Raw genomic sequence first — 17,355 nt, 5'->3', positions numbered from 1 at the left:
CATAGGTAGGGAGTGCATATGGGCACGCTCGGTTTCTGGAGGCTCGCGCAGGCGGATCCCGAGTGGATCGCGGCCGTGGATCCCGACGGTACGGAGCACCGCGCGGGCGACCTCCTGGCCCGATCGAACCGCCTCGTCCACGGTCTGCGCGAGCTCGGGCTCAAGCCCGGTGACGGCATCTGCGGCCTGGTGCCCAACGGTGCCGACGGTCTGGTGCTCTACCTGGCCGCGATGCAGGCCGGCTGGTACTACACGCCGGTCAACTGGCACCTCACCGGCTCGGAGATCGCCTACATCGTCTCCGACAGCGAGGCCAAGGCGTTCATCGTCCACCCCCGCTTCGCCGCGACCGGGGCCGAGGGCGCGCAGGCCATCGAGCCGGACCGCCGCTTCCTCCTGGGGGAAGGGCCGGGATTCCGGGCGGCGAGCGAGCTGACCGACGGACGGCCCGACAGCGCGCCTGCCGATCGCACCGCCGGCGCCACCATGCACTACACGTCGGGCACCACCGGCAAGCCCAAAGGCGTCAAACGCCCGCTGAGCGGCCTGGATCCGGACGACTCCGCCGAGCTCATGACGTTCCTGCTCGGGTTGTTCGGCATCACGCCGGGCCGGCCCAACGCCCATCTGGTCACCTCGCCCTGCTATCACACCGCCGTGACGCAGTTCGGCGGCACGGCCCTGCACATGGGGCACACGCTGGTCTACATGGACAAGTGGGACGCCGAGGAGCTGCTGCGGCTCTGCGAGCGGCATCGCGTCACCAACTCCCACCTCGTCCCGACGCATTTCAAGCGGCTCCTCGCGCTGCGCGAGCCGACCCGCAAGCAGTACGACCTGTCCTCGCTCACGTGGATGATCCACGCGGCCGCCCCCTGTCCGATCCCGGTGAAATGGGCGATGTTGGACTGGTGGGGAGACTGCGTCTACGAGTACTACGCGGCCACCGAGGGCGGCGGCACCCTGGCCACGCCCGAGGACTGGAAGGCGCACCCGGGCACGGTCGGCAAGGCCTGGCCCATCAGCGAGTTGCTCATCGTGGACGAGCAGGGCGAGCCGGTCCCGACCGGCACCCCGGGCACGATCTACATGAAGATGATGGGCGTCCAGTTCGAGTACAAGGGCGACCCGGCCAAGACCGCCGCGAGCCGGCTCAAGGACCACTTCACCGTCGGCGACATCGGATACCTGGACGAGGACGGCTTCCTCTACCTCTGCGACCGCAAGGCCGACATGATCATCTCTGGTGGCGCGAACATCTACCCGGCCGAGATCGAGAACGAGCTCATGATCCACCCGAAGGTGGCGGACGTGGCCGTGTTCGGCATCCCGGACGAGGAGTGGGGCGAGCAGATCAAGGCCGTGGTCGAGCCGGCGCCGGGCGTGGAGCCGGGCCCGGAGCTGGCCGCCGAGCTGCTGGCCTCGCTGGAGGGCCGGCTGGCCAGGATGAAGTGGCCCAAGAGCGTCGACTTCATCGCCGAGATGCCCCGCGAGCCGAACGGCAAGCTGCTCAAACGCAAACTTCGCGCCCCGTACTGGGAGGGACACGACCGTGCCATCTGATCCGCTGGTCGCTCAGCACGTCCTTGAGTTCCCCGGCGGTTACACGCGTTCGACCGGGCCCGTGGTCGGCCGGTTCCTGAGCGAGTTGCGCGCCCGCCGCATCGTGGGCGCGCGTACGGCGGAGGGCAGGGTGCTGGTGCCGCCCCTCGAGTACGACCCCGCCACCGGCGAGCCGGTCACCGGCGAGTACGTCGAGGTCGGCCCGGCCGGCACGGTCACCACGTGGACGTGGGTGCACGAGCCTCTCGACGGCCATCCGCTGGACCGGCCCTTCGCCTGGGCGCTGATCAAGCTCGACGGCGCGGACACGGCGCTGGTGCACGCGGTGTCTCCCGAGCACATGAAGGCGATGAAGACCGGGATGCGGGTCTGGCCGGTCTGGCGCGACCAGCCCTCCGGTCACATCACCGACATCGCACACTTCGTCCCCGAGGTCACGCAGATCATCTCCAATGTGCGTTCCGAGTACCGCCTCCAGGCAGGCGGCGCGCTCCGCGTCTTCCTCGAGGGCGTCAAACGGGGTGTCTTCCTCGGCGGTCGCTGCGACCACTGCGCCAAGGTGTACATCCCCTACCGCGCGGCCTGCCCGGAATGCGGCAACGCCATCCCCGACACGCTCGAACTTCCCGACACCGGCACGATCACCACGTTCGCCATCAACAACCTGCCCGACCCGCGTGCCCCCGAGGTGCCCTTCGTGTCGGCGTACATCTTGCTCGACGGAGCCGACATCCCCATGATCGCCTTGATCGGCGACGTGCCCGCGCACGAGGTACGCCATGGCATGCGGGTCAAGGCCGTGTGGGTGCCCGAGAGCGAGCGCACGGCGTCCATGGCGAACATCCGGTGGTTCGCCCCCACCGGCGAGCCCGACGTGGAGTTGTCATGAGAGAGGTCGCGATCGTCGCGTTCGCCCAGACGCGGCACACCCCCCACGACACCGGCCTGACCGAGCCCGAGCTGATCCTGCCGGTGATCAACGAGGTCAAGCAGCGTACCGGGCTGGAGCGGTTCGGCTTCACCTGCTCGGGCAGCTGCGACTATCTCGCGGGCGCGCCGTTCTCGTTCGTGTCGGCGCTCGACGCACTGGGCGCCTGGCCGCCCATCTCGGAGAGCCACGTGGAGATGGACGGCGCCTGGGCGCTGTACGAGGCGTGGGTCCGTCTCCAGCACGGCGACATCGACTCGGCACTGGTCTACGGGTTCGGCAAGTCGTCGCTCGGCGACCTGCGCACGATCATGACGCTCCAGCTGGATCCCTACTACCTGGCCCCGCTCGGCCTCGACCAGCTCTCCTACGCCGCACTCCAGGCCGCCGCGGTCGACGCGGACCGGAAGGAGCTGGACGAGATCGTACGCCGCAGCCGGGCAGACGGCCGCGCCAACCCGTACGCGCTCGACCTGCCCGAGCCGGAGGGCGAGGACTACGCGGTGCAGCCGCTGAAGCAGACGGACGTGCCACCGATCACCGACGGCGCGGCCGCGATCGTGCTCGCGGCCGGCGACCTGGTCGGGGAGCTGTCCGCGAACCCCGCCTACATCAGGGGCATCGCGCATCGGATCGAGCCTCACTACCTGGGCATGCGGGACCTGGCCAGGTCGGGCTCCGCGGCCGACGCCGCACGCGCGGCCGGGGTCGGCAAGGGGCCCGTCGAGGTGGCTGAGCTGCACGCCCAGTTCCCGCACGAGGAGATCATCCTGCGCGAGGCGCTGGAGCTGACCGGCGACACGGTGATCAACCCGTCGGGCGGGCCGCTGGCTGCGAACCCCGTCATGGCCACGGGACTCATCCGCATCGGCGAGGCGGCGCAACGCATACTCGACGGCCACGCCCGCCGCACCGTCGCCCACGCCGCCGGCGGGCCTTGCCTGCAGCACAATCTCGTCACTGTACTGGAGGCCTGATGGGTAACCGTTGCGCGGTCATCGGCGTCGGGCAGACGTACTACACGACCAGGCGCAGGGACGTGTCGATCGCCGGGCTGGTGCGCGAGGCGGCGCTGCGGGCGCTGCAGGACGCCGGGCTGACGTTCAAGGACATCGACGCCGTGGTCATCGGCAAGGCGCCGGACCTGTTCGAGGGTGTCATGATGCCCGAGGCGTACCTGGCCGACGCGCTCGGCGCGGCCGGCAAGCCCATGATGCGGGTGCACACCGCGGGCAGCGTCGGCGGCTCCACCGCGCTGGTCGGCGCCAGCCTCATCCAGGGCGGCGTGCACGACCGGGTGCTGGTCGTGGCGTTCGAGAAGCAGTCGGAGTCCAACGCCACCTGGGCACTGTCCACGCACCTGCCGTTCAGCTCGTCGCTGGTGGTGGGCGCGGGCGGCTACTTCGCGCCGCACATCCGCGAGTACATGCGCAGGTCCGGCGCTCCCGGCCACATCGGCACGCTGGTGGCGGTCAAGGACCGGCTCAACGCGCTCAAGAACCCGTACGCGCACCTCAAGATCCCCGGCATCGACCAGAAGATGGTCGAGTCCACGCCCATGCTCTGGGAGCCGATCCGCTACCTGGAGACCTGCCCGTCCAGCGACGGCGCCTGCGCGATGGTCCTGTCGTCGGAGTCCGCGGTCACCGGCACCCCGGCTTGGGTGCACGGCACGGCCATGCGCTCCGAGCCGATCTTCCGGGCGAGCCGCGACACGGTCAGCCCGCAGGCGGGCAAGGACTGTGCGGCCGATGTCTACCGCCAGGCCGGCATCGCCGACCCCCGCAGGCAGATCGACGTGGCGGAGACCTACGTGCCGTTCTCCTGGTATGAGCCGATGTGGCTGGAAAACCTGGGGTTCGCGGCGGAAGGGGAGGGATGGAAGCTCACCGAGTCGGGCGCGACCGCGCTCGACGGTGACACTCCGTGGAACGCCTCGGGCGGGGTGCTGTCCAGCAACCCGATCGGGGCGTCCGGGCTGATCAGGTTCGCCGAGGCCGCGCTGCAGGTGCGCGGGATGGCCGGTGAGCACCAGGTGGACGGCGCCCGCACGGCGCTCGGTCACGCCTATGGCGGGGGAGCCCAGTTCTTCGCGATGTGGATCGTCGGACGGGAGAAGCCCTAATGGAGTTCAATCACGCGGACTTGTACGAGGGGTTAGCGGACGCGATCGGGGACCGGACCGCCGTCATCTGCGGCGATGATCGCCGCACCTACGCAGAGCTGGACACCGAGGCCAACCGGCTCGCCCACTACCTCATGGATCTGGGTATCCAGCCGGGCCAGCACGTCGGCATCCAGCTCTACAACGGCATCCCGTACATCGCCGGCATGCTGGCCGCGCTGAAGATCCGGGCGGTGCCGATCAACGTCAACTTCCGGTACGTCGAGGCCGAGCTGCTCTACCTGTACAGGGACTCCGACATCCGGGCGCTGATCTACGACGTCGAGTTCGACGCGCGCGTGGCCGCCGTCGCCGGCGAGGCGCCGCTGCTACAGCACCTGGTGTCGGTGGGCGGCGAGTCGGCGATCGGCTCCGCGGTGCCGTACGAGATCGCGCTGGAGCAGGGCAAGCCTGAGCGGGGCTTCCCGCCGCGCTCCGGGCAGGACGTGTACATCATCTACACCGGCGGCACCACCGGCATGCCCAAAGGCGCGATGTGGCACGTCGAGGACCTGTTCATGGGCTTCGGCGGCGGCAACCCGTACGGCGAGCCGCGCGCCACCCCGCAGGAGGTGATCGACGCCGCGGTCGCGTCAGGACCCTTGCTGATGTTCCCCGTCGCGCCGCTGATGCACGGCGCCGCGCAGATGGCCACGTTCATCACTTGGTGGATGGGCGGGAGCGTCGCGTACATCCGCAAGTTCGACAGCGCCGAGGTGTGGCGGACGGTCGAGCGCGAGCGAGTGAACACCATCAACATCACCGGTGACGCCATGGCCAGGCCCATGGCCGAGGCGCTGGCGCAGGGCTCCTACGACGTCTCGTCGCTGATCGTGATCAGCTCGACCGGCGCCATCCTGTCCGGCGCGGTCCGCGACCGCCTGCAGGAGCTGCTCCCGAACGTCATGATCCTGGACAACTTCGGCTCGACCGAGTCCGGCTACACGGCGTCGGGCACGGCCGGGTCGTCGCCGGAGACCGGGCTGCGCTACCAGCCGAACTCCGTGGTCAACCTGGCCGTCCTCGACGAGAAGGGCCGGCCTGTCGAGCCTGGGTCCGGGCAGCTCGGGACGGTGGCGCGGTCGGGGCGGGTCGCGTTCGGCTACTACAACGACCCGGACAAGACCGCCCGCACGTTCGTCACCGACGAGCAGGGCGCGCGCTGGTTGCTGACCGGAGACCTGGCGACCGTTGACACCGACGGGACCGTGAACGTCTTCGGCCGGGGCTCGCAGTGCATCAACACCGGCGGTGAGAAGGTGTTCCCCGAAGAGGTCGAAGCGGTGCTCAAGGGGCATTCTGCGGTGTTCGACGCGGTGGTGACCGGGGTACCGGACGAGCGCTGGGGGAACAAGGTGGCGGCCGTGATCGAGCCGCGGCCCGGTGTCGAGGTCACGGCCGAGGAACTGGACGCGCATTGCAGGAAGCTGCTGTCGGGCTACAAGGTTCCGCGAACGTACGCGTTCGTCGAGCAGATGGTGCGCTCGCCGGCAGGCAAGGCCGACTACCGGTGGGCGCGGGAGACGGTGCAGGGCATCACGTCCTGAGTGCGCGCAGGTCGTCCTCGACCTGCCGCGCCTCGTCGCCCTTGCCGGCCTTCTCCAGGAGCGTCAGCCTGCTGCGCAGCACGTCGCGCAGCAGGTTCGCCAGGCCCTCGTCGCGCTCGCCGGCGAGCAGTTCGCGCAGCAGCCCCGCCGCGACGCGCAGCGCGGCGTCGGCCGCGTCGTCCCTGCCCAGCTCCTGCTGGCAGAAGCCGAGCCGGGCGTGCGCGACGGCCCTGGAGAGCACGTCGCGCGTCACCTGCGTGCCCCGGTGGAAGACCAGGCCGGCCTCCAGCGGCCGGCCCGCCTCCATGAGCGCGTCGCCCAGCATGAGCATCGCCCTGGCCAGCAGCCCGGACAGCGGCGGGTTGCCCGGCGCGTACCGCTCCAGCGCCGCCACCGCCTCGCGCAGCGGCCGCACCGCGTCCGCGGCCAGGTCGCGCATCCGCAGGGCGGCGGCCAGCGTGAGGCTGGCCCCCGCCCGGCTGGTGTGCAGGGCCTCGGCGCTCATGCCCGTGGTCATCAGGTCATCGTAGATCGCGATGGCCTCACGGGCTCTGGCCTCGGCCTCGGTACCGCCGTCCAGCCGCAGCAGCGGCAGCAGCTCCGAGCTCTGGGCCAGCGAGTCGGCCAGGATCGCGCGGTACGTGAGATCGTCCGGCGACCGCCTGGCCTCCGCGATCAGCTGCTCCACCAGCGCGTTGGCCTCGGTCAGCTCGCCCAGCATCATGTGGCACCTGGCCAGCCGCTGCAGGGCGAGCGCGTGTTTGACCGTGCCCGGCTCATGCCCGGTCGTGGCGGTCCTGGCGTACTCGGCGGCCTCCTCCGCGCGGCCGCCCGCCAGCAGATCGTCGGCGATCATCGCGGCGACCTCGGCGGCGGCCGGCCGGCGCGGCAGCCGCGTGTAGATCTGCAGCGCCTCCACCAGGTGCGCGAGCGCCTCCTGCCTTCTCCCCGAGGCCCGCAGCACCCGGCCCCGTACCGCGATCGCCTGGGCGCGCACGTGCGGCAGCTGCTGGCCCCGCTGCCTGGCTGCCTCCAGCTCGGCCAGCGACCAGGTGGCCGCCTCCAGCGCGGCGTCCGGGCGGTCCAGGGCGGCCAGGCTGTCGCCCAGATGGGCGTAGACGGTGGCGGCGACGGCCGGATCGTCCAGTTCGTCGCACAGGTCCGCGGCCCGTTCGCAGTGGGCCAGGGCCTCCACAGGGCGGCCGCGCTCGAGCAGCTCGGCCGCGTACCGGCCGAGGGCGGCCGTCAGGTCCCTGCCGTGCTCCGCGTCGTCGAGCAGCGCGATCGCCTGCTCGGCGGCGGCCAGATCGGTGCTGTCGAGCCTGGCGAGGGCGGCGAGCGCCAGGCCCAGCCGGCCCCGGTAGGCGCTGGAGATGGTGGCCAGCCCCCGGTGCACGCGAACGGCCAGCCTGGCGGCCAGGACGGCGCTTTCGGCGTCGTTCGCCTGCTCGGCGGCGCTGCTCAGGCGGGACAGGCAGCGGGCGTGCCTGTCGTGCAGGTCGTCGTCGGCGCTCAGCGGCACCTCGCGTTCGAGTGCTTCGGTGAACGCCGTGAGCGACGGCAGCAGCGCGGCCGGATCCGCGTCCCCCGGCAGGTCGGTCACGCACGCGGAGAGGTCGTCGATGAGGGTCCTGAGCACGTCGGCCTCGCGCAGCGGGCGCAGCTCCAGGATCCGGGCGTACATGACGATCCCTGCGGCCGGGCCTTCCTCGCGGGCACGCAGCCTGGCCAGGCGTACGAGGGCCAGCAGGTGGACGTCCGCAAGATCGGCAGGCGCGGCGCCATGGTCGGCCAGCAGCGCGGTGCCTTCGGCCAGCTTCTCCCTGGCCGAGTCGTCGTCGTGCAGCTCGGCCAGGCACAGGCCGCTCAGCTCCAGGCAGGCGGCGGTGACCAGCCGCTTGTCCTTCGATAGCTCTGGCGCGAGGACGTCGAGCGCCCGGGTGGCCGACTTGAGCGCGCCCTCCATGTCCTGCCGAGCGAAGCGGATGCCGCCCTGGAGGCGCAGCGCCCCGGCCAGGGCCACGGGGGATTCGATGCCTTCGGAGACGAGTGCGGCGTACAGCCTGACCAGCCGATCCGCCGCCGCCTCCGCGTCCGCCGCGCAGGCGGCGTGGGACAGCGCGACGGTCTCCAGAATGAGCAGCTCGGCCAGCTCCCTCCCCGACGCCGGACTCGCCCCGGCCTGCCCGTGGGACTCGATGGCGGTGCGCAGGTGGGGCACGGCCTCCTTGTGCCGCCCGAGGCCCACGAGCGTGCGCCCGAGTGCCGCCGCGACCTGGCCGACCGCGAGCACGTGCGGCTTGTCGGATCCCGCGTGCCGCTGGAGCAGCTCAGCGGCCTGCATGGCCAAAGCGAACCCGTCCGCCGCGCGGCCCGCGTCCGCCCAGGCGCGGGCCAGCATGGCCTGGGCGGACAGGTACGCGTGGATCTCCTCGAGCTTCGGCTCGCCGGCGCCTTCGACGGACTCCCGGCGCTCGGCCACCAGCTGCTCCGCCCGTGCCACTGCCTCGCCCGGCCGGGCGGTGACCAGCGCCAGCATCCAGTGCCGCGGCCCACCCGGCGCCGGGGCCGCTCGCCTACGGCCCAGCCTGGCCCGTACCTCGGCGAGATGGCGCTGGTAGGCGGCGTCATCGGCGCTCAGAACGTCATACAGCTCGGCCGCGATCTCCAGCTGCGCCACGGCGTCCGCGGGCCGTCCCAACTCGTCCAGGCACAGGCCGAGCAGCTGTCTGGCCCTGGCCTGCGGGTGCCGCTCGGCCGCCACGCCCATGGCCTCCTGCAGCGGGTCGAGAGCCTCCTCGGGGCGGTCGTCAAGCAGCAGGAGCTCGCCCAGGTCGAGCAGCTGCTCGGCCAGCGCCGGGCGATAGTCGCCGGGATCGAGCACGGCCAGCGCACGCAGGTTGCGCCCGGCCTCGGCGGCGGACCGCGCGGCGGCGTCCAGGTCGTCCAGAGCGCCGTGCAGCCTGGACAGCAGGCCGGCGGCCGTGGCCAGCAGGAACCGCAGCCCGGGCTCTTCGGCCGCCAGGCCGCGCAGCCTCGCCACCGCCTCGGCGGCAGGGACGAGGGCGTCGGTGGTCCTGCCGCGGTCGTGGAGCCAGGCGGCGAGCAGGTGGAGGCGGTGGGCCAGATCGCGGTCCGTGGGAGCGATGGTCTTGACGGCCGTCGTGGCGGCGATGGTGAGACAGGCGGCCAGCTCCGGAAGCGCGGCAGTGGGCGGCCCGTCCTCGACACCCTCGAACGGCGCCAGCGGTGCGGCGGAAACGAGCTCCTCGAACGAGGTCAGCGGCTCGGCGGCGGACAGGACGCCTGCCACGTTCACCGCGACCTCGGGATTGCCGCCTGCCGCCGAGAAGGCCTCGACGGCCTCGTCCGTCCGCCCGACGCCCAGCAGCGCACACGCCAGGTTGTAGTGCGCCCGCGCGGCGCGGCCCGCATACCGGGCCCCGTGCTCCTCTTCGGCGAGGATGCGGAACCTGGCCGCCGCCTCCTGTACGGGCTTGAGCGCACTGCCGGGCTCGCCCGCCAGCAACAAGCAGGCACCCAGGTTGTACAGAGCCTCCGCCCGCGCGCCCGCCGCCTCGTACGGGGGAGCGGCGGTGAAGATGTCGACGGCCTCGGCGGCTGCGGCTACCGCCTCACCCACCCGGCCCGCGGCCGCCAGCCGTTCCGACAACACCGACAGCGCACCGGCCAGCACGAGGGGCCGGTCCTCCGCTCGCAGGTGCCGCACGGCCAGCTCACCGATCGTCACGTGGAGGGCCCGCAACCCCAGCCGCGCGTCCCGCCGTACCGGCAGCCCGGCCGCAACGCGCGCGATCTCCCGATCACCGGCGAACAATCCCAGCACCGCATTGAGCGCGTCCCCCAGCCGCGTCCCCGGCACCGTCGCGGCCTCCGCCACCATGCTGTCGATCCTGACCGCCACGAGCCCTCGCAGCGCCAACCTGACCCGCGCCGAGCCCGCCGACCTCCGGAGGGCGTCGAGCATCCGCACGAGGTGGTGCGCCGTACGGCCCTCGTGATCGTGCAGGGCGCGCACGAGCCGGTCCAGGCCCTCCGTCTCGGCCAGGAACCGCTCCACCAGCACATCCGGCCCCAGCGGCCGGCCCTCGCCGAAGATCCGGCCGAGCCACTGCACCGCGGCGCCGATATGGAGATCCGGCACGGCTGTCAGCAGGCCGGGCAGCTCGGCGAAGGCTGGGGCGGTCAGAGTGACCACCGCCACGGCGTGCCGCGCCGCCAAGTCGTTCACCCGCTCGCCCGGCCATACGTGCGCCCACTGCTCGTATTCGCCTTCCAAGAACCGGTCGACCAGCCCGCCCACCGCGTCACTCATGGCGTCGCCGCGAGCTGCGTCGCGCAGCCGCATCAGGGCGGCCAGGTGGACATGCAGCGGCAAACCGTAGTCAGGGTCGTCGAGAGGAGGTGGCCAGGGAAGGGCGGCCCTGCTGGGCGCGAACGCCTTCATGGCCGCGTGCGCGTGCTCCGTCCGCTCGGCCAGGGTGAGCGGACGGGCGTTGAGCTGGACGGTCGCGGTGTTGAGCCGCCGCAGCCAGCCGCCCGCGGCCGTGTCGAGCCGCCGCCACCATTCGGCCTCGCCCGGCTCGCGGACCAGCAGCAGGATCCGTACGGGCGGATTGTGCTCGTGCTTGGCCAGCCGCCGCACCAGCTCTCCGACCAGCGGCGAGGACGGTTCGGGGTGGTCGACCACCAGCAGCGTCGGCCGCACCACGTCCAACGTGACAGCCCGGCCCGCCGCCTCACCGGACAGGGCGCCGCAGACGGAGCCGAGCGGCAGGAACCCGGCGTCCCACCCCGCTCGCGCGAGCACCTCGCACAACTCGCCCGCCAACCTGGTCCGCCCCGTGCCGCGGCGCCCGCTCAGTACGGCGATCGACAGCGCTCCAGGCTCGTCGGCCCACTCCCGCAGCCGGGCCAGCTCCTCCGCCCTGCCCAGGAACGGCACCACCGCGTGCCGCGGCATCAGCAGTCTCCAGTCGGGGCAGTCAGCCGGCCGGTCCTCGCGGGCGGGCGAGAGCAGAGCGGGCAGGATCACCGACGGGTCGCCCTCGGCCACGGTTTCGAGCCGCCCGGGCGGCACGCTCGCCAGCTCGCGGAACCGTTCGTCACTCAGCAACGCGGTCACCGGGATGACGTCGAGGCGCCGCCGGGCGTACCCGTCGCGGCCGGTGACGATCACGCCGATGACCTGCCCGGCGGGCTCGGCCAGGAGCGCGGCGCCCGACATGCCTTCCCAGAGAGAGATCGGCATGGACTCCGGCACGCTGACCGCCAGCGCCTTCGACACCGCGCCCGTAGGCGGGTCCACCAGGCCCGACAGCGTCTGCGCGATCCTGGCCTCTGGCCGCTGCCCGGCCCTGGGATAACCCCCGGCCACGCCGCGCAGCCGACCCCGGCCGCCCGTGCCGGCGACCCGGGCCCAGCGCACATGGCCGATGCCAGGCACACCACGCCAGGGCGAGTCGTCGATCTCAGGTGACGCACCCGCTGCCCGGCCCGACGTGGCTTGGACCACCCGCAGCAGCACGGCGCCCGTACCGCCGCGTCCCCGCCACACCTCCTCGGCCCGTACCCACCGCGCCGACCACGCCGCCCGCACCTGGCACGGCGCCTCGGGATCGACCACGTCGCCGGAGGTCAGCACGAGATCGGCGCCGATCGCATAGCCCGAGCCGGTCACGCCGACGAGGTCATCGTGACCGGAATACACCTCGACGGCCCGCTCGAGCCCGAGGCGGTGCGGTGGCGTGTCCATGGGGTCCGCCTATAGGCCTATTAGGTACGTCCGGACGTGCCGTCCCCTCGATCAGCGTTTGATCTCACTATCGCACTATGGGCCAGAAATTTCCTGGCTTGTCAGGCCTTCTCGGTTGTGAGCCAGGCCGCCAGCCCGAGGTACACGAGCCCACTGCCCACATCGAGCCGCCGCCGTGCGCGGGCCGAGCGGCGTACCTTATCGCCGAGCGCCGAGGCGAGCATCGCGTACGTGCCGTCGGAGGCCATGCCGAGCACGATCCACAGCAGCCCGAGCAGCAACATCTGCGGCCCGACGGGCCCGGCTTGCGGATCGACAAACTGCGGCAGGAACGCCAAGAAGAAGATCGCCGTCTTGGGGTTGAGCACGTTCACCACGAACCCCTCCCAGAACAGCCGCTGCTTCGACTGCACGCGCAGCTCGATCGCCTGCTCGCCCTCGGACCGCCGCATCAGCTTGCGGACCCCGAGCCAGACCAGGTAGGCGACGCCGACGTACTTGACCACGGTGAACGCCGTGGCGGAAGCGGCCAGCAGCGCGCTGACGCCCAGGGCCGCCGCGGCCACGTGCACGACCGAGCCCGCGTGCACGCCCAGCACGGAGATCAGGCCGGCGGCGCGGCCTTGGGCGACGCTCCGGGTGACGATGTACAGGACCGCCGGCCCCGGGACGATGAGCAGTCCGAGGGTGAGTACACAGAAGAGGGCGAGCGTTGAAATATCCGGCATGGGGCCATCGTAGGAGGCGGCGTCAAAGGGTTTCTTTGAGCGCCTCTCGCAGGGCCTCCAGCAGCGCATCGGTGGCCGGAGGGCGGGGCGGGTCACCGTAGACGGCGGCGAACACATGCCTGGTCGAGCCGGGCACCTCCGCCACCTCCACGTCCGGATGCCGGTGGGCGAGCAACGCCAGTCCTGGCAGCATCGTCAGCCCCAGCCCCGCCGCCACCAGCGCCTGCACGGCCACGATGTCGTCGCTGGTGAACGAGATCCGCGGCTCGAACCCCGCCTTCTCGCAGATGTCCAGCAAGTGGCTGCGGCACCGGTCGCAGCCCGCGATCCAGGACGCCTGCGCATGCCCGGCCAGCTCCCCATCCGTGGGCGTGCGGGAGACCAGGTAACTGGGGTCGTCGAGGAGATGGATCATGGTGATGCCGCTGTCCTCGGGCGCGGTGTCGTCGTACCTGAACACCACCGCCACGTCCACCCGCCCTGCCCGCAGCAGCCTGAGGGCCTCAGGCGGCTCGGTCTCTGTGAGGTGCAGGCGCAGGCCGGGATGCGCGTCGCCCAGCACCGTCGCCGCCTTCGGGATGAAGGTGCCGAGCGCGGAGGGAAAGGCGGCCAGCCGTACGCGGCCGGAACGCAGCCCCACGTGCGCGGCCAGCTCCTCGGCGGTGGCGTCGAGCCGGCCGATGATCTCCGCGGCCCGCTCGGCGAGCAGTCTGCCCGCGTCCGTGAGCCTGATGCCGCGGCCCACGCGCTGGACGAGCCGGGCGCCGGTCTCGGCCTCCAGTCGGGCGAGGTGGTGGCTGATGGACGGCTGCGAGTAGTGCAGCTCCTTGGCGGCCGCGGTCAGCGAGCCCTTGCGGGCGACCGCGAGGAGGACGCGAAGGCGGACGACATCCAGCATTCATCAATCATATCTATCGATGAGTCATAAGACTTCTGTTGGACTTATCGGTCGGGGCGTAGGACCGTAGAAGGGGAAGGACGATTATCCGATTTCCCTAGGGGGATACCATGAATATGGGTGCCACCACTCTGACCCGGCCGGGCCTCGAACCGCTCGTGACCGGCATCTCCGCCATCGTGGCCCGGCGGCTCGAGCCCCACCGGACCGCGTACACCGTCGCCGACCTGCTCCGCGACCGCCTGCCCTGTCTCGACATCCTCACGCCGCAAGAGCGCGAGGGCTCACCGGACGGGTACGTCTCCAGCCCGCTCTACGCCCAGGAGGACTTCTCCATCGTGTCGGTGGTGTGGCGCCCCGGCCAGGAGACGGTGATCCACGACCACGTGGCATGGTGCACGTTCGGCATCATCAGCGGCATCGAGCACGAGACCCTCTACCAGGACATGGGCGACCATCTGCTGGAGATCGGGCGCACCGACAACCGGCCTGGGGAGGTCAGCGGGTTCGCCCCGCCCGGGGACATCCACAAGGTCCGAAACACCAGCGGCGAGGTGGGGGTGTCCATCCACGTGTACGGGGCCGACGTGAGCAGGCTCGGCAGCAGCGTGCGCCGTGTCTACGACTTGCCGATCAGGTAATCCGCCAGTTCCTTGGGGCGCGCCAGCATCGGGGCATGGCCGCCGTCGATCTCGTCGGGTGTGATGCCGAGCCGGTCGCGGACGACGCCGCGCATGAACTCCGGTGTGAAGAACCGATCGTCGCGGCACAGCAGGAACCTGGTCGGCACGTCCGGCCACGCCTCCAGCGGCCACGGCTCCCGCAGCGACCTGCCCACGTGCGCGCGCCCTCTCCCGGCCGCCTCCTCCGCAAGCTCCCTGGGCACGTCGTGCAGGAACAACGCGATCGGATCGCTGATGTCCTTGTGCCCGAACCCGGTGTTCTCCCACCAGTCGTTCGGCGGCTCGCCCGGCAGGCACCGCCACGACCTCGTGGCCGTGCCCGCGTAGCTCCTCCGCCACCAGATGCCATTCCCAGGCGGACCCGCCGCCACCGTGAATCAGCGCGAACGTCGCCATCGCTTCACCTTCCGCCGATGAGTTCCTGAGCTCGGGTAGGTCTGTCCAAACGTAGGCGCCCGGCTTAGGAGATGCCATGGAACCGACCACGAAACTGGATGCCCGCTTCAGTGATCCGAACGCCACGGCCACCCCCTGGGAGCAGGCCCGCGACCAGCTGGAACGCGCGGAGACGTACTGGCTGACCACCGTACGCACCGACGGCCGCCCGCATGTCACCACGCTGCTGGCCGTCTGGCAGGACGACGCGATCTACTTCTGCACCGGAGCCGAGGAGCAGAAGGCCAGAAACCTGGAGTCCAACCGCAACTGCGCGCTCACGACCGGCGCCAGCGCCCTGCACGAAGGGCTCGACGTGGTGGTCGAGGGCTCTGCCGAGCGTGTCACCGACCCCGGCAAGCTCAAGGGCCTCGCCGCCGCCTGGGAGTCGAAGTACGGCAGCGCGTGGCACTTCGACGTGGGGGACGGCGTGTTCACCCACCCGCAGGGCGGGGAGGCGCTGGTATTCGAGGTGCGGCCGGCCAAAGTGCTGGGCTTCCGCAAGGGCGAGTACAGCCAGACCAGCTGGCGCTTTTCAAGATAGAAAAGAAAAGTTGCGCAAATTTTCTTCTGTATCTACGATGGTGGCATGTCCGCCTCTGAAGAGACCCGTCGCGTCAAGGACCTGGAAACGCTCAAGGCGCTGGCCCACCCACTGCGCATGAAGCTCTACCGCGCCCTTTACGTGGCGGGCACGGCGACTGCTTCACACCTCGCCGACCAGGTGGACGAGGCCGTCTCCCTGGTCAGCTATCACCTGCGCAAGCTGGCCGCACACGGCCTCATCGAGGAGGCGGAGGCGGCCAGCGGCGACGCCCGTGAGCGATGGTGGCAGCCGGCTGCCGCCAGCATTTCCACCCGCGACGAAGACTTCCGCGACGCTCCGGAGCGGGCCGCCGCCCATTCCGCCGTGAGTCGGATGCACGCCCGCCAGCAGCACGAGCTGTACGAGACCTATCTCGACACTCAGTCGACGTGGGACGAGACCTGGCGCGACGCGGCGTTCAGTGCCGAGTACCTGGTGTCGCTCACGCCCGACGAGCTGAGCCGTCTCGCCGAAGAGCTCAACGAGCTGGCCGCGAAGTGGCGGGCTCGCGGACGGGCGGCCCGCGAGGCAGGCGACACGGAAGGCCGCGAGAACGTCGCCATCCACCTGTACGGCTTCCCGTTCCGATCGTGGAGCCCCGGCGGTAAGGAGAGCTGATGGATCCCGACCTTTACCTGTACGTCGAGCGAGTGCGGGCCCGCGAGCTCCGCGCCGAAGCCGCCCGCCACCGCCTGGCGGCCCCAGCGTCCGAACCGGTGACGCGTACCTTACGCACTCGCTTGGGGTGGGCCCTGGTGGAAACGGGCCTCCGCCTGCTCCACCGCCGCGCCGCGCATTACTGATCCAGCTGGAGTTGGTGCCGCATCGCCACCGCGTCCCGTATCGCCCAGTGCTCGACGATCCTTTCGTCCCGCACCCGGATCATGTCCATCCCCCGCACCTCGTAGCGCCGCCCCGACGCCGTGTGTGTACCCCGGCTGAGATAGACATTGGCCGACAGATCATCCGTCGCGACGTTCTGCTCGACGACGACGGACACGTCGTGAAAGCCGCTCTCCCCGGAGAGCACCTGCTCCCACTTCTCCCGCCACGCGTCGATCCCGTAGTGGTCGCCGTCCGAGCCGCCCCGATGGTCGATCACCTCGGGATCGATGAGCGCCAAGGCCTCGTCCATGTGCCCGCTCGCGATCATCTCCGGGTAGAGCTCGACGATCCGCCGATGCACCTCGCCAGCCGTCATTGCTCGCCCTCCACGTAAGTGGGGAACTCCCCAGTTATAGCCATACCGATACACTAACCAGGGAGCTCCCCACTTAGCAAGGAGGCGACTGTGGCAACGCGCCCCCGCCGCGCGGACGCGCAACGCAACTACGATCTGCTGCTGGCGGCAGCCGCCCAGGTCTTCAGCGAGCGCGGCACCGAGGCCCCACTCGATGAGGTGGCCCGCCGAGCCGGGGTCGGCAACGCCACCATGTACCGGCATTTCCCGACCCGATCAGACCTCCTGGTGGCCGCCTACGCCGACGAGGTCGCGCGGCTGTGCGCACGTGGCCAGGCACTCCTGGCCACCGACTCCCCGGCGGAAGCGCTCCACGAGTGGCTCCGCCTGTTCATGGCGCACATCACCGCCAAACGCGACCTGGCCCTCGCCGCCACCGACGGTCAGAGCACTGACCTGGTCGCGGAGTGGCACCAGTCCATGCTCACCACCGCCTCCGCGCTGCTGGACGCGGCCAAGCAGGCGCATGCCGTTCGCGCCGATCTCGACGTACGGGACCTGCTGGCCCTCATCAAGGGCATCGCCCTCACCGCAGCGGACGTGGCTCAGGCGGAACGGCTCCTCACCCTCATCGACTGGCGAAGCGGAACATCTGCTCACCCACCGCCAGGGGCCGGGGCCGGCCGGTGAAACGATGAACGCCCACACCGAAGCCCGCGTCCGGATCCGACACCCATTCCCGCTCGAAACCGAGCTCTTCGAACCAGGCGCAGATCGCCGGAACGAGGTCGGGCGCCCCGCGATGGCGGGTCCAGATCACCGTGCCGCCGTCGGCGCACAGCTGCGGGGAGAACCCAACGGCGCGCT

At 71.1% G+C, this 17,355-nt stretch carries 15 protein-coding genes; 10 read left to right on the top strand and 5 right to left on the bottom strand.

Translation table 11 applies throughout. The features are described from left to right. Window positions 1-18 precede the first annotated feature (18 nt). The 5 genes from ACTWPT_RS04945 to ACTWPT_RS04925 are packed head-to-tail and all read left to right on the top strand — an operon-like array spanning window position 19 to window position 6,202. Window positions 19-1,563: an acyl-CoA synthetase gene (locus ACTWPT_RS04945; RefSeq protein WP_443176033.1), complete on the top strand. Its 1,545-nt coding sequence runs from the start codon at window positions 19-21 to the stop codon at window positions 1,561-1,563. After that, window positions 1,553-2,452, top strand: coding sequence for a Zn-ribbon domain-containing OB-fold protein (locus ACTWPT_RS04940; RefSeq protein ID WP_443176032.1), 900 nt, complete (start codon window positions 1,553-1,555; stop codon window positions 2,450-2,452). Before ACTWPT_RS04945 ends, ACTWPT_RS04940 begins: the two co-directional genes overlap by 11 nt. Continuing rightward, window positions 2,449-3,468 carry a thiolase domain-containing protein gene (locus tag ACTWPT_RS04935; RefSeq protein ID WP_443176031.1) on the top strand — a complete coding sequence of 340 codons (1,020 nt, stop codon included), beginning with the start codon at window positions 2,449-2,451 and terminating at the stop codon, window positions 3,466-3,468. Before ACTWPT_RS04940 ends, ACTWPT_RS04935 begins: the two co-directional genes overlap by 4 nt. Continuing rightward, the gene (locus ACTWPT_RS04930) at window positions 3,468-4,616 is read left to right on the top strand and encodes a thiolase domain-containing protein (protein ID WP_443176030.1); all 1,149 of its coding nucleotides are present in this window, start codon (window positions 3,468-3,470) and stop codon (window positions 4,614-4,616) included. The genes ACTWPT_RS04935 and ACTWPT_RS04930 overlap by 1 nt, the downstream gene beginning before the upstream one ends. After that, window positions 4,616-6,202, top strand: a complete 1,587-nt coding sequence (locus ACTWPT_RS04925) for an acyl-CoA synthetase (protein ID WP_443176029.1) — start codon at window positions 4,616-4,618, stop codon at window positions 6,200-6,202. Before ACTWPT_RS04930 ends, ACTWPT_RS04925 begins: the two co-directional genes overlap by 1 nt. On the opposite strand, the gene ACTWPT_RS04920 is transcribed toward ACTWPT_RS04925, so the two are convergent. The 3 genes from ACTWPT_RS04920 to ACTWPT_RS04910 form a co-directional block, all read right to left on the bottom strand. After that, entirely contained in the window at window positions 6,192-11,978 is a 5,787-nt protein-coding gene (locus tag ACTWPT_RS04920; protein ID WP_443176028.1) for a tetratricopeptide repeat protein, read from the bottom strand. The genes ACTWPT_RS04925 and ACTWPT_RS04920 overlap by 11 nt on opposite strands. A 101-nt stretch (window positions 11,979-12,079) precedes the next feature. Further along, window positions 12,080-12,706 (bottom strand): LysE family translocator, encoded by a 627-nt coding sequence (locus ACTWPT_RS04915; protein ID WP_443176027.1) that lies wholly within the window; start codon window positions 12,704-12,706, stop codon window positions 12,080-12,082. Between the two features lie 22 nt (window positions 12,707-12,728). Next, window positions 12,729-13,604 (bottom strand): LysR family transcriptional regulator, encoded by an 876-nt coding sequence (locus tag ACTWPT_RS04910; protein ID WP_443176026.1) that lies wholly within the window; start codon window positions 13,602-13,604, stop codon window positions 12,729-12,731. Between the two features lie 116 nt (window positions 13,605-13,720). On the opposite strand from ACTWPT_RS04910, the gene ACTWPT_RS04905 reads away from it, so the two are divergent. Next, complete coding sequence (locus tag ACTWPT_RS04905) at window positions 13,721-14,245, top strand: cysteine dioxygenase (protein WP_443176025.1); 525 nt, start codon at window positions 13,721-13,723, stop codon at window positions 14,243-14,245. On the opposite strand, the gene ACTWPT_RS04900 is transcribed toward ACTWPT_RS04905, so the two are convergent. Then, window positions 14,224-14,658: an alpha/beta fold hydrolase gene (locus ACTWPT_RS04900; RefSeq protein WP_443176024.1), complete on the bottom strand. Its 435-nt coding sequence runs from the start codon at window positions 14,656-14,658 to the stop codon at window positions 14,224-14,226. The genes ACTWPT_RS04905 and ACTWPT_RS04900 overlap by 22 nt on opposite strands. 101 nt (window positions 14,659-14,759) lie before the next feature. Between ACTWPT_RS04900 and ACTWPT_RS04895 the strand changes: the two genes are divergently transcribed. From ACTWPT_RS04895 to ACTWPT_RS04885, 3 genes are read left to right on the top strand one after another with little or no spacing between them, the layout of a single operon-like run. After that, a complete protein-coding gene (locus tag ACTWPT_RS04895; RefSeq protein ID WP_443176023.1) occupies window positions 14,760-15,266 on the top strand; it encodes a pyridoxamine 5'-phosphate oxidase family protein in 507 nt (168 codons plus the stop codon). Between the two features lie 45 nt (window positions 15,267-15,311). Then, window positions 15,312-15,926 (top strand): helix-turn-helix domain-containing protein, encoded by a 615-nt coding sequence (locus ACTWPT_RS04890; RefSeq protein WP_443176022.1) that lies wholly within the window; start codon window positions 15,312-15,314, stop codon window positions 15,924-15,926. Continuing rightward, entirely contained in the window at window positions 15,926-16,111 is a 186-nt protein-coding gene (locus tag ACTWPT_RS04885; protein ID WP_443176021.1) for a hypothetical protein, read from the top strand. The genes ACTWPT_RS04890 and ACTWPT_RS04885 overlap by 1 nt, the downstream gene beginning before the upstream one ends. On the opposite strand, the gene ACTWPT_RS04880 is transcribed toward ACTWPT_RS04885, so the two are convergent. Beyond that, a complete protein-coding gene (locus ACTWPT_RS04880) occupies window positions 16,105-16,509 on the bottom strand; it encodes an ester cyclase (RefSeq protein WP_443176020.1) in 405 nt (134 codons plus the stop codon). The two genes, ACTWPT_RS04885 and ACTWPT_RS04880, sit on opposite strands and share 7 nt — an antisense overlap. A gap of 90 nt (window positions 16,510-16,599) precedes the next feature. On the opposite strand from ACTWPT_RS04880, the gene ACTWPT_RS04875 reads away from it, so the two are divergent. Then, window positions 16,600-17,178, top strand: a complete 579-nt coding sequence (locus ACTWPT_RS04875; RefSeq protein ID WP_443176019.1) for a TetR/AcrR family transcriptional regulator — start codon at window positions 16,600-16,602, stop codon at window positions 17,176-17,178. Window positions 17,179-17,355 lie beyond the last annotated feature (177 nt).

It is taken from the genome of Nonomuraea sp. 3N208 (assembly GCF_052245935.1).
Taxonomy (GTDB): domain Bacteria; phylum Actinomycetota; class Actinomycetes; order Streptosporangiales; family Streptosporangiaceae; genus Nonomuraea.
This window is presented reverse-complemented; position numbering and strand designations above follow the sequence as displayed.

Excerpts from the sequence above, each read along its gene's own strand:
- ACTWPT_RS04945 (WP_443176033.1), top strand. The coding sequence starts at position 19 with ATGGGCACGCTCGGTTTCTGGAGGCTCGCGCAGGCGGATCCCGAGTGG.
- ACTWPT_RS04935 (WP_443176031.1), top strand. The coding sequence starts at position 2,449 with ATGAGAGAGGTCGCGATCGTCGCGTTCGCCCAGACGCGGCACACCCCC.
- ACTWPT_RS04930 (WP_443176030.1), top strand. The coding sequence starts at position 3,468 with ATGGGTAACCGTTGCGCGGTCATCGGCGTCGGGCAGACGTACTACACG.
- ACTWPT_RS04925 (WP_443176029.1), top strand. The coding sequence starts at position 4,616 with ATGGAGTTCAATCACGCGGACTTGTACGAGGGGTTAGCGGACGCGATC.
- ACTWPT_RS04920 (WP_443176028.1), bottom strand. The coding sequence starts at position 11,978 with ATGGACACGCCACCGCACCGCCTCGGGCTCGAGCGGGCCGTCGAGGTG.
- ACTWPT_RS04915 (WP_443176027.1), bottom strand. The coding sequence starts at position 12,706 with ATGCCGGATATTTCAACGCTCGCCCTCTTCTGTGTACTCACCCTCGGA.
- ACTWPT_RS04910 (WP_443176026.1), bottom strand. The coding sequence starts at position 13,604 with ATGCTGGATGTCGTCCGCCTTCGCGTCCTCCTCGCGGTCGCCCGCAAG.
- ACTWPT_RS04905 (WP_443176025.1), top strand. The coding sequence starts at position 13,721 with ATGGGTGCCACCACTCTGACCCGGCCGGGCCTCGAACCGCTCGTGACC.
- ACTWPT_RS04895 (WP_443176023.1), top strand. The coding sequence starts at position 14,760 with ATGGAACCGACCACGAAACTGGATGCCCGCTTCAGTGATCCGAACGCC.
- ACTWPT_RS04890 (WP_443176022.1), top strand. The coding sequence starts at position 15,312 with ATGTCCGCCTCTGAAGAGACCCGTCGCGTCAAGGACCTGGAAACGCTC.
- ACTWPT_RS04885 (WP_443176021.1), top strand. The coding sequence starts at position 15,926 with ATGGATCCCGACCTTTACCTGTACGTCGAGCGAGTGCGGGCCCGCGAG.
- ACTWPT_RS04880 (WP_443176020.1), bottom strand. The coding sequence starts at position 16,509 with ATGACGGCTGGCGAGGTGCATCGGCGGATCGTCGAGCTCTACCCGGAG.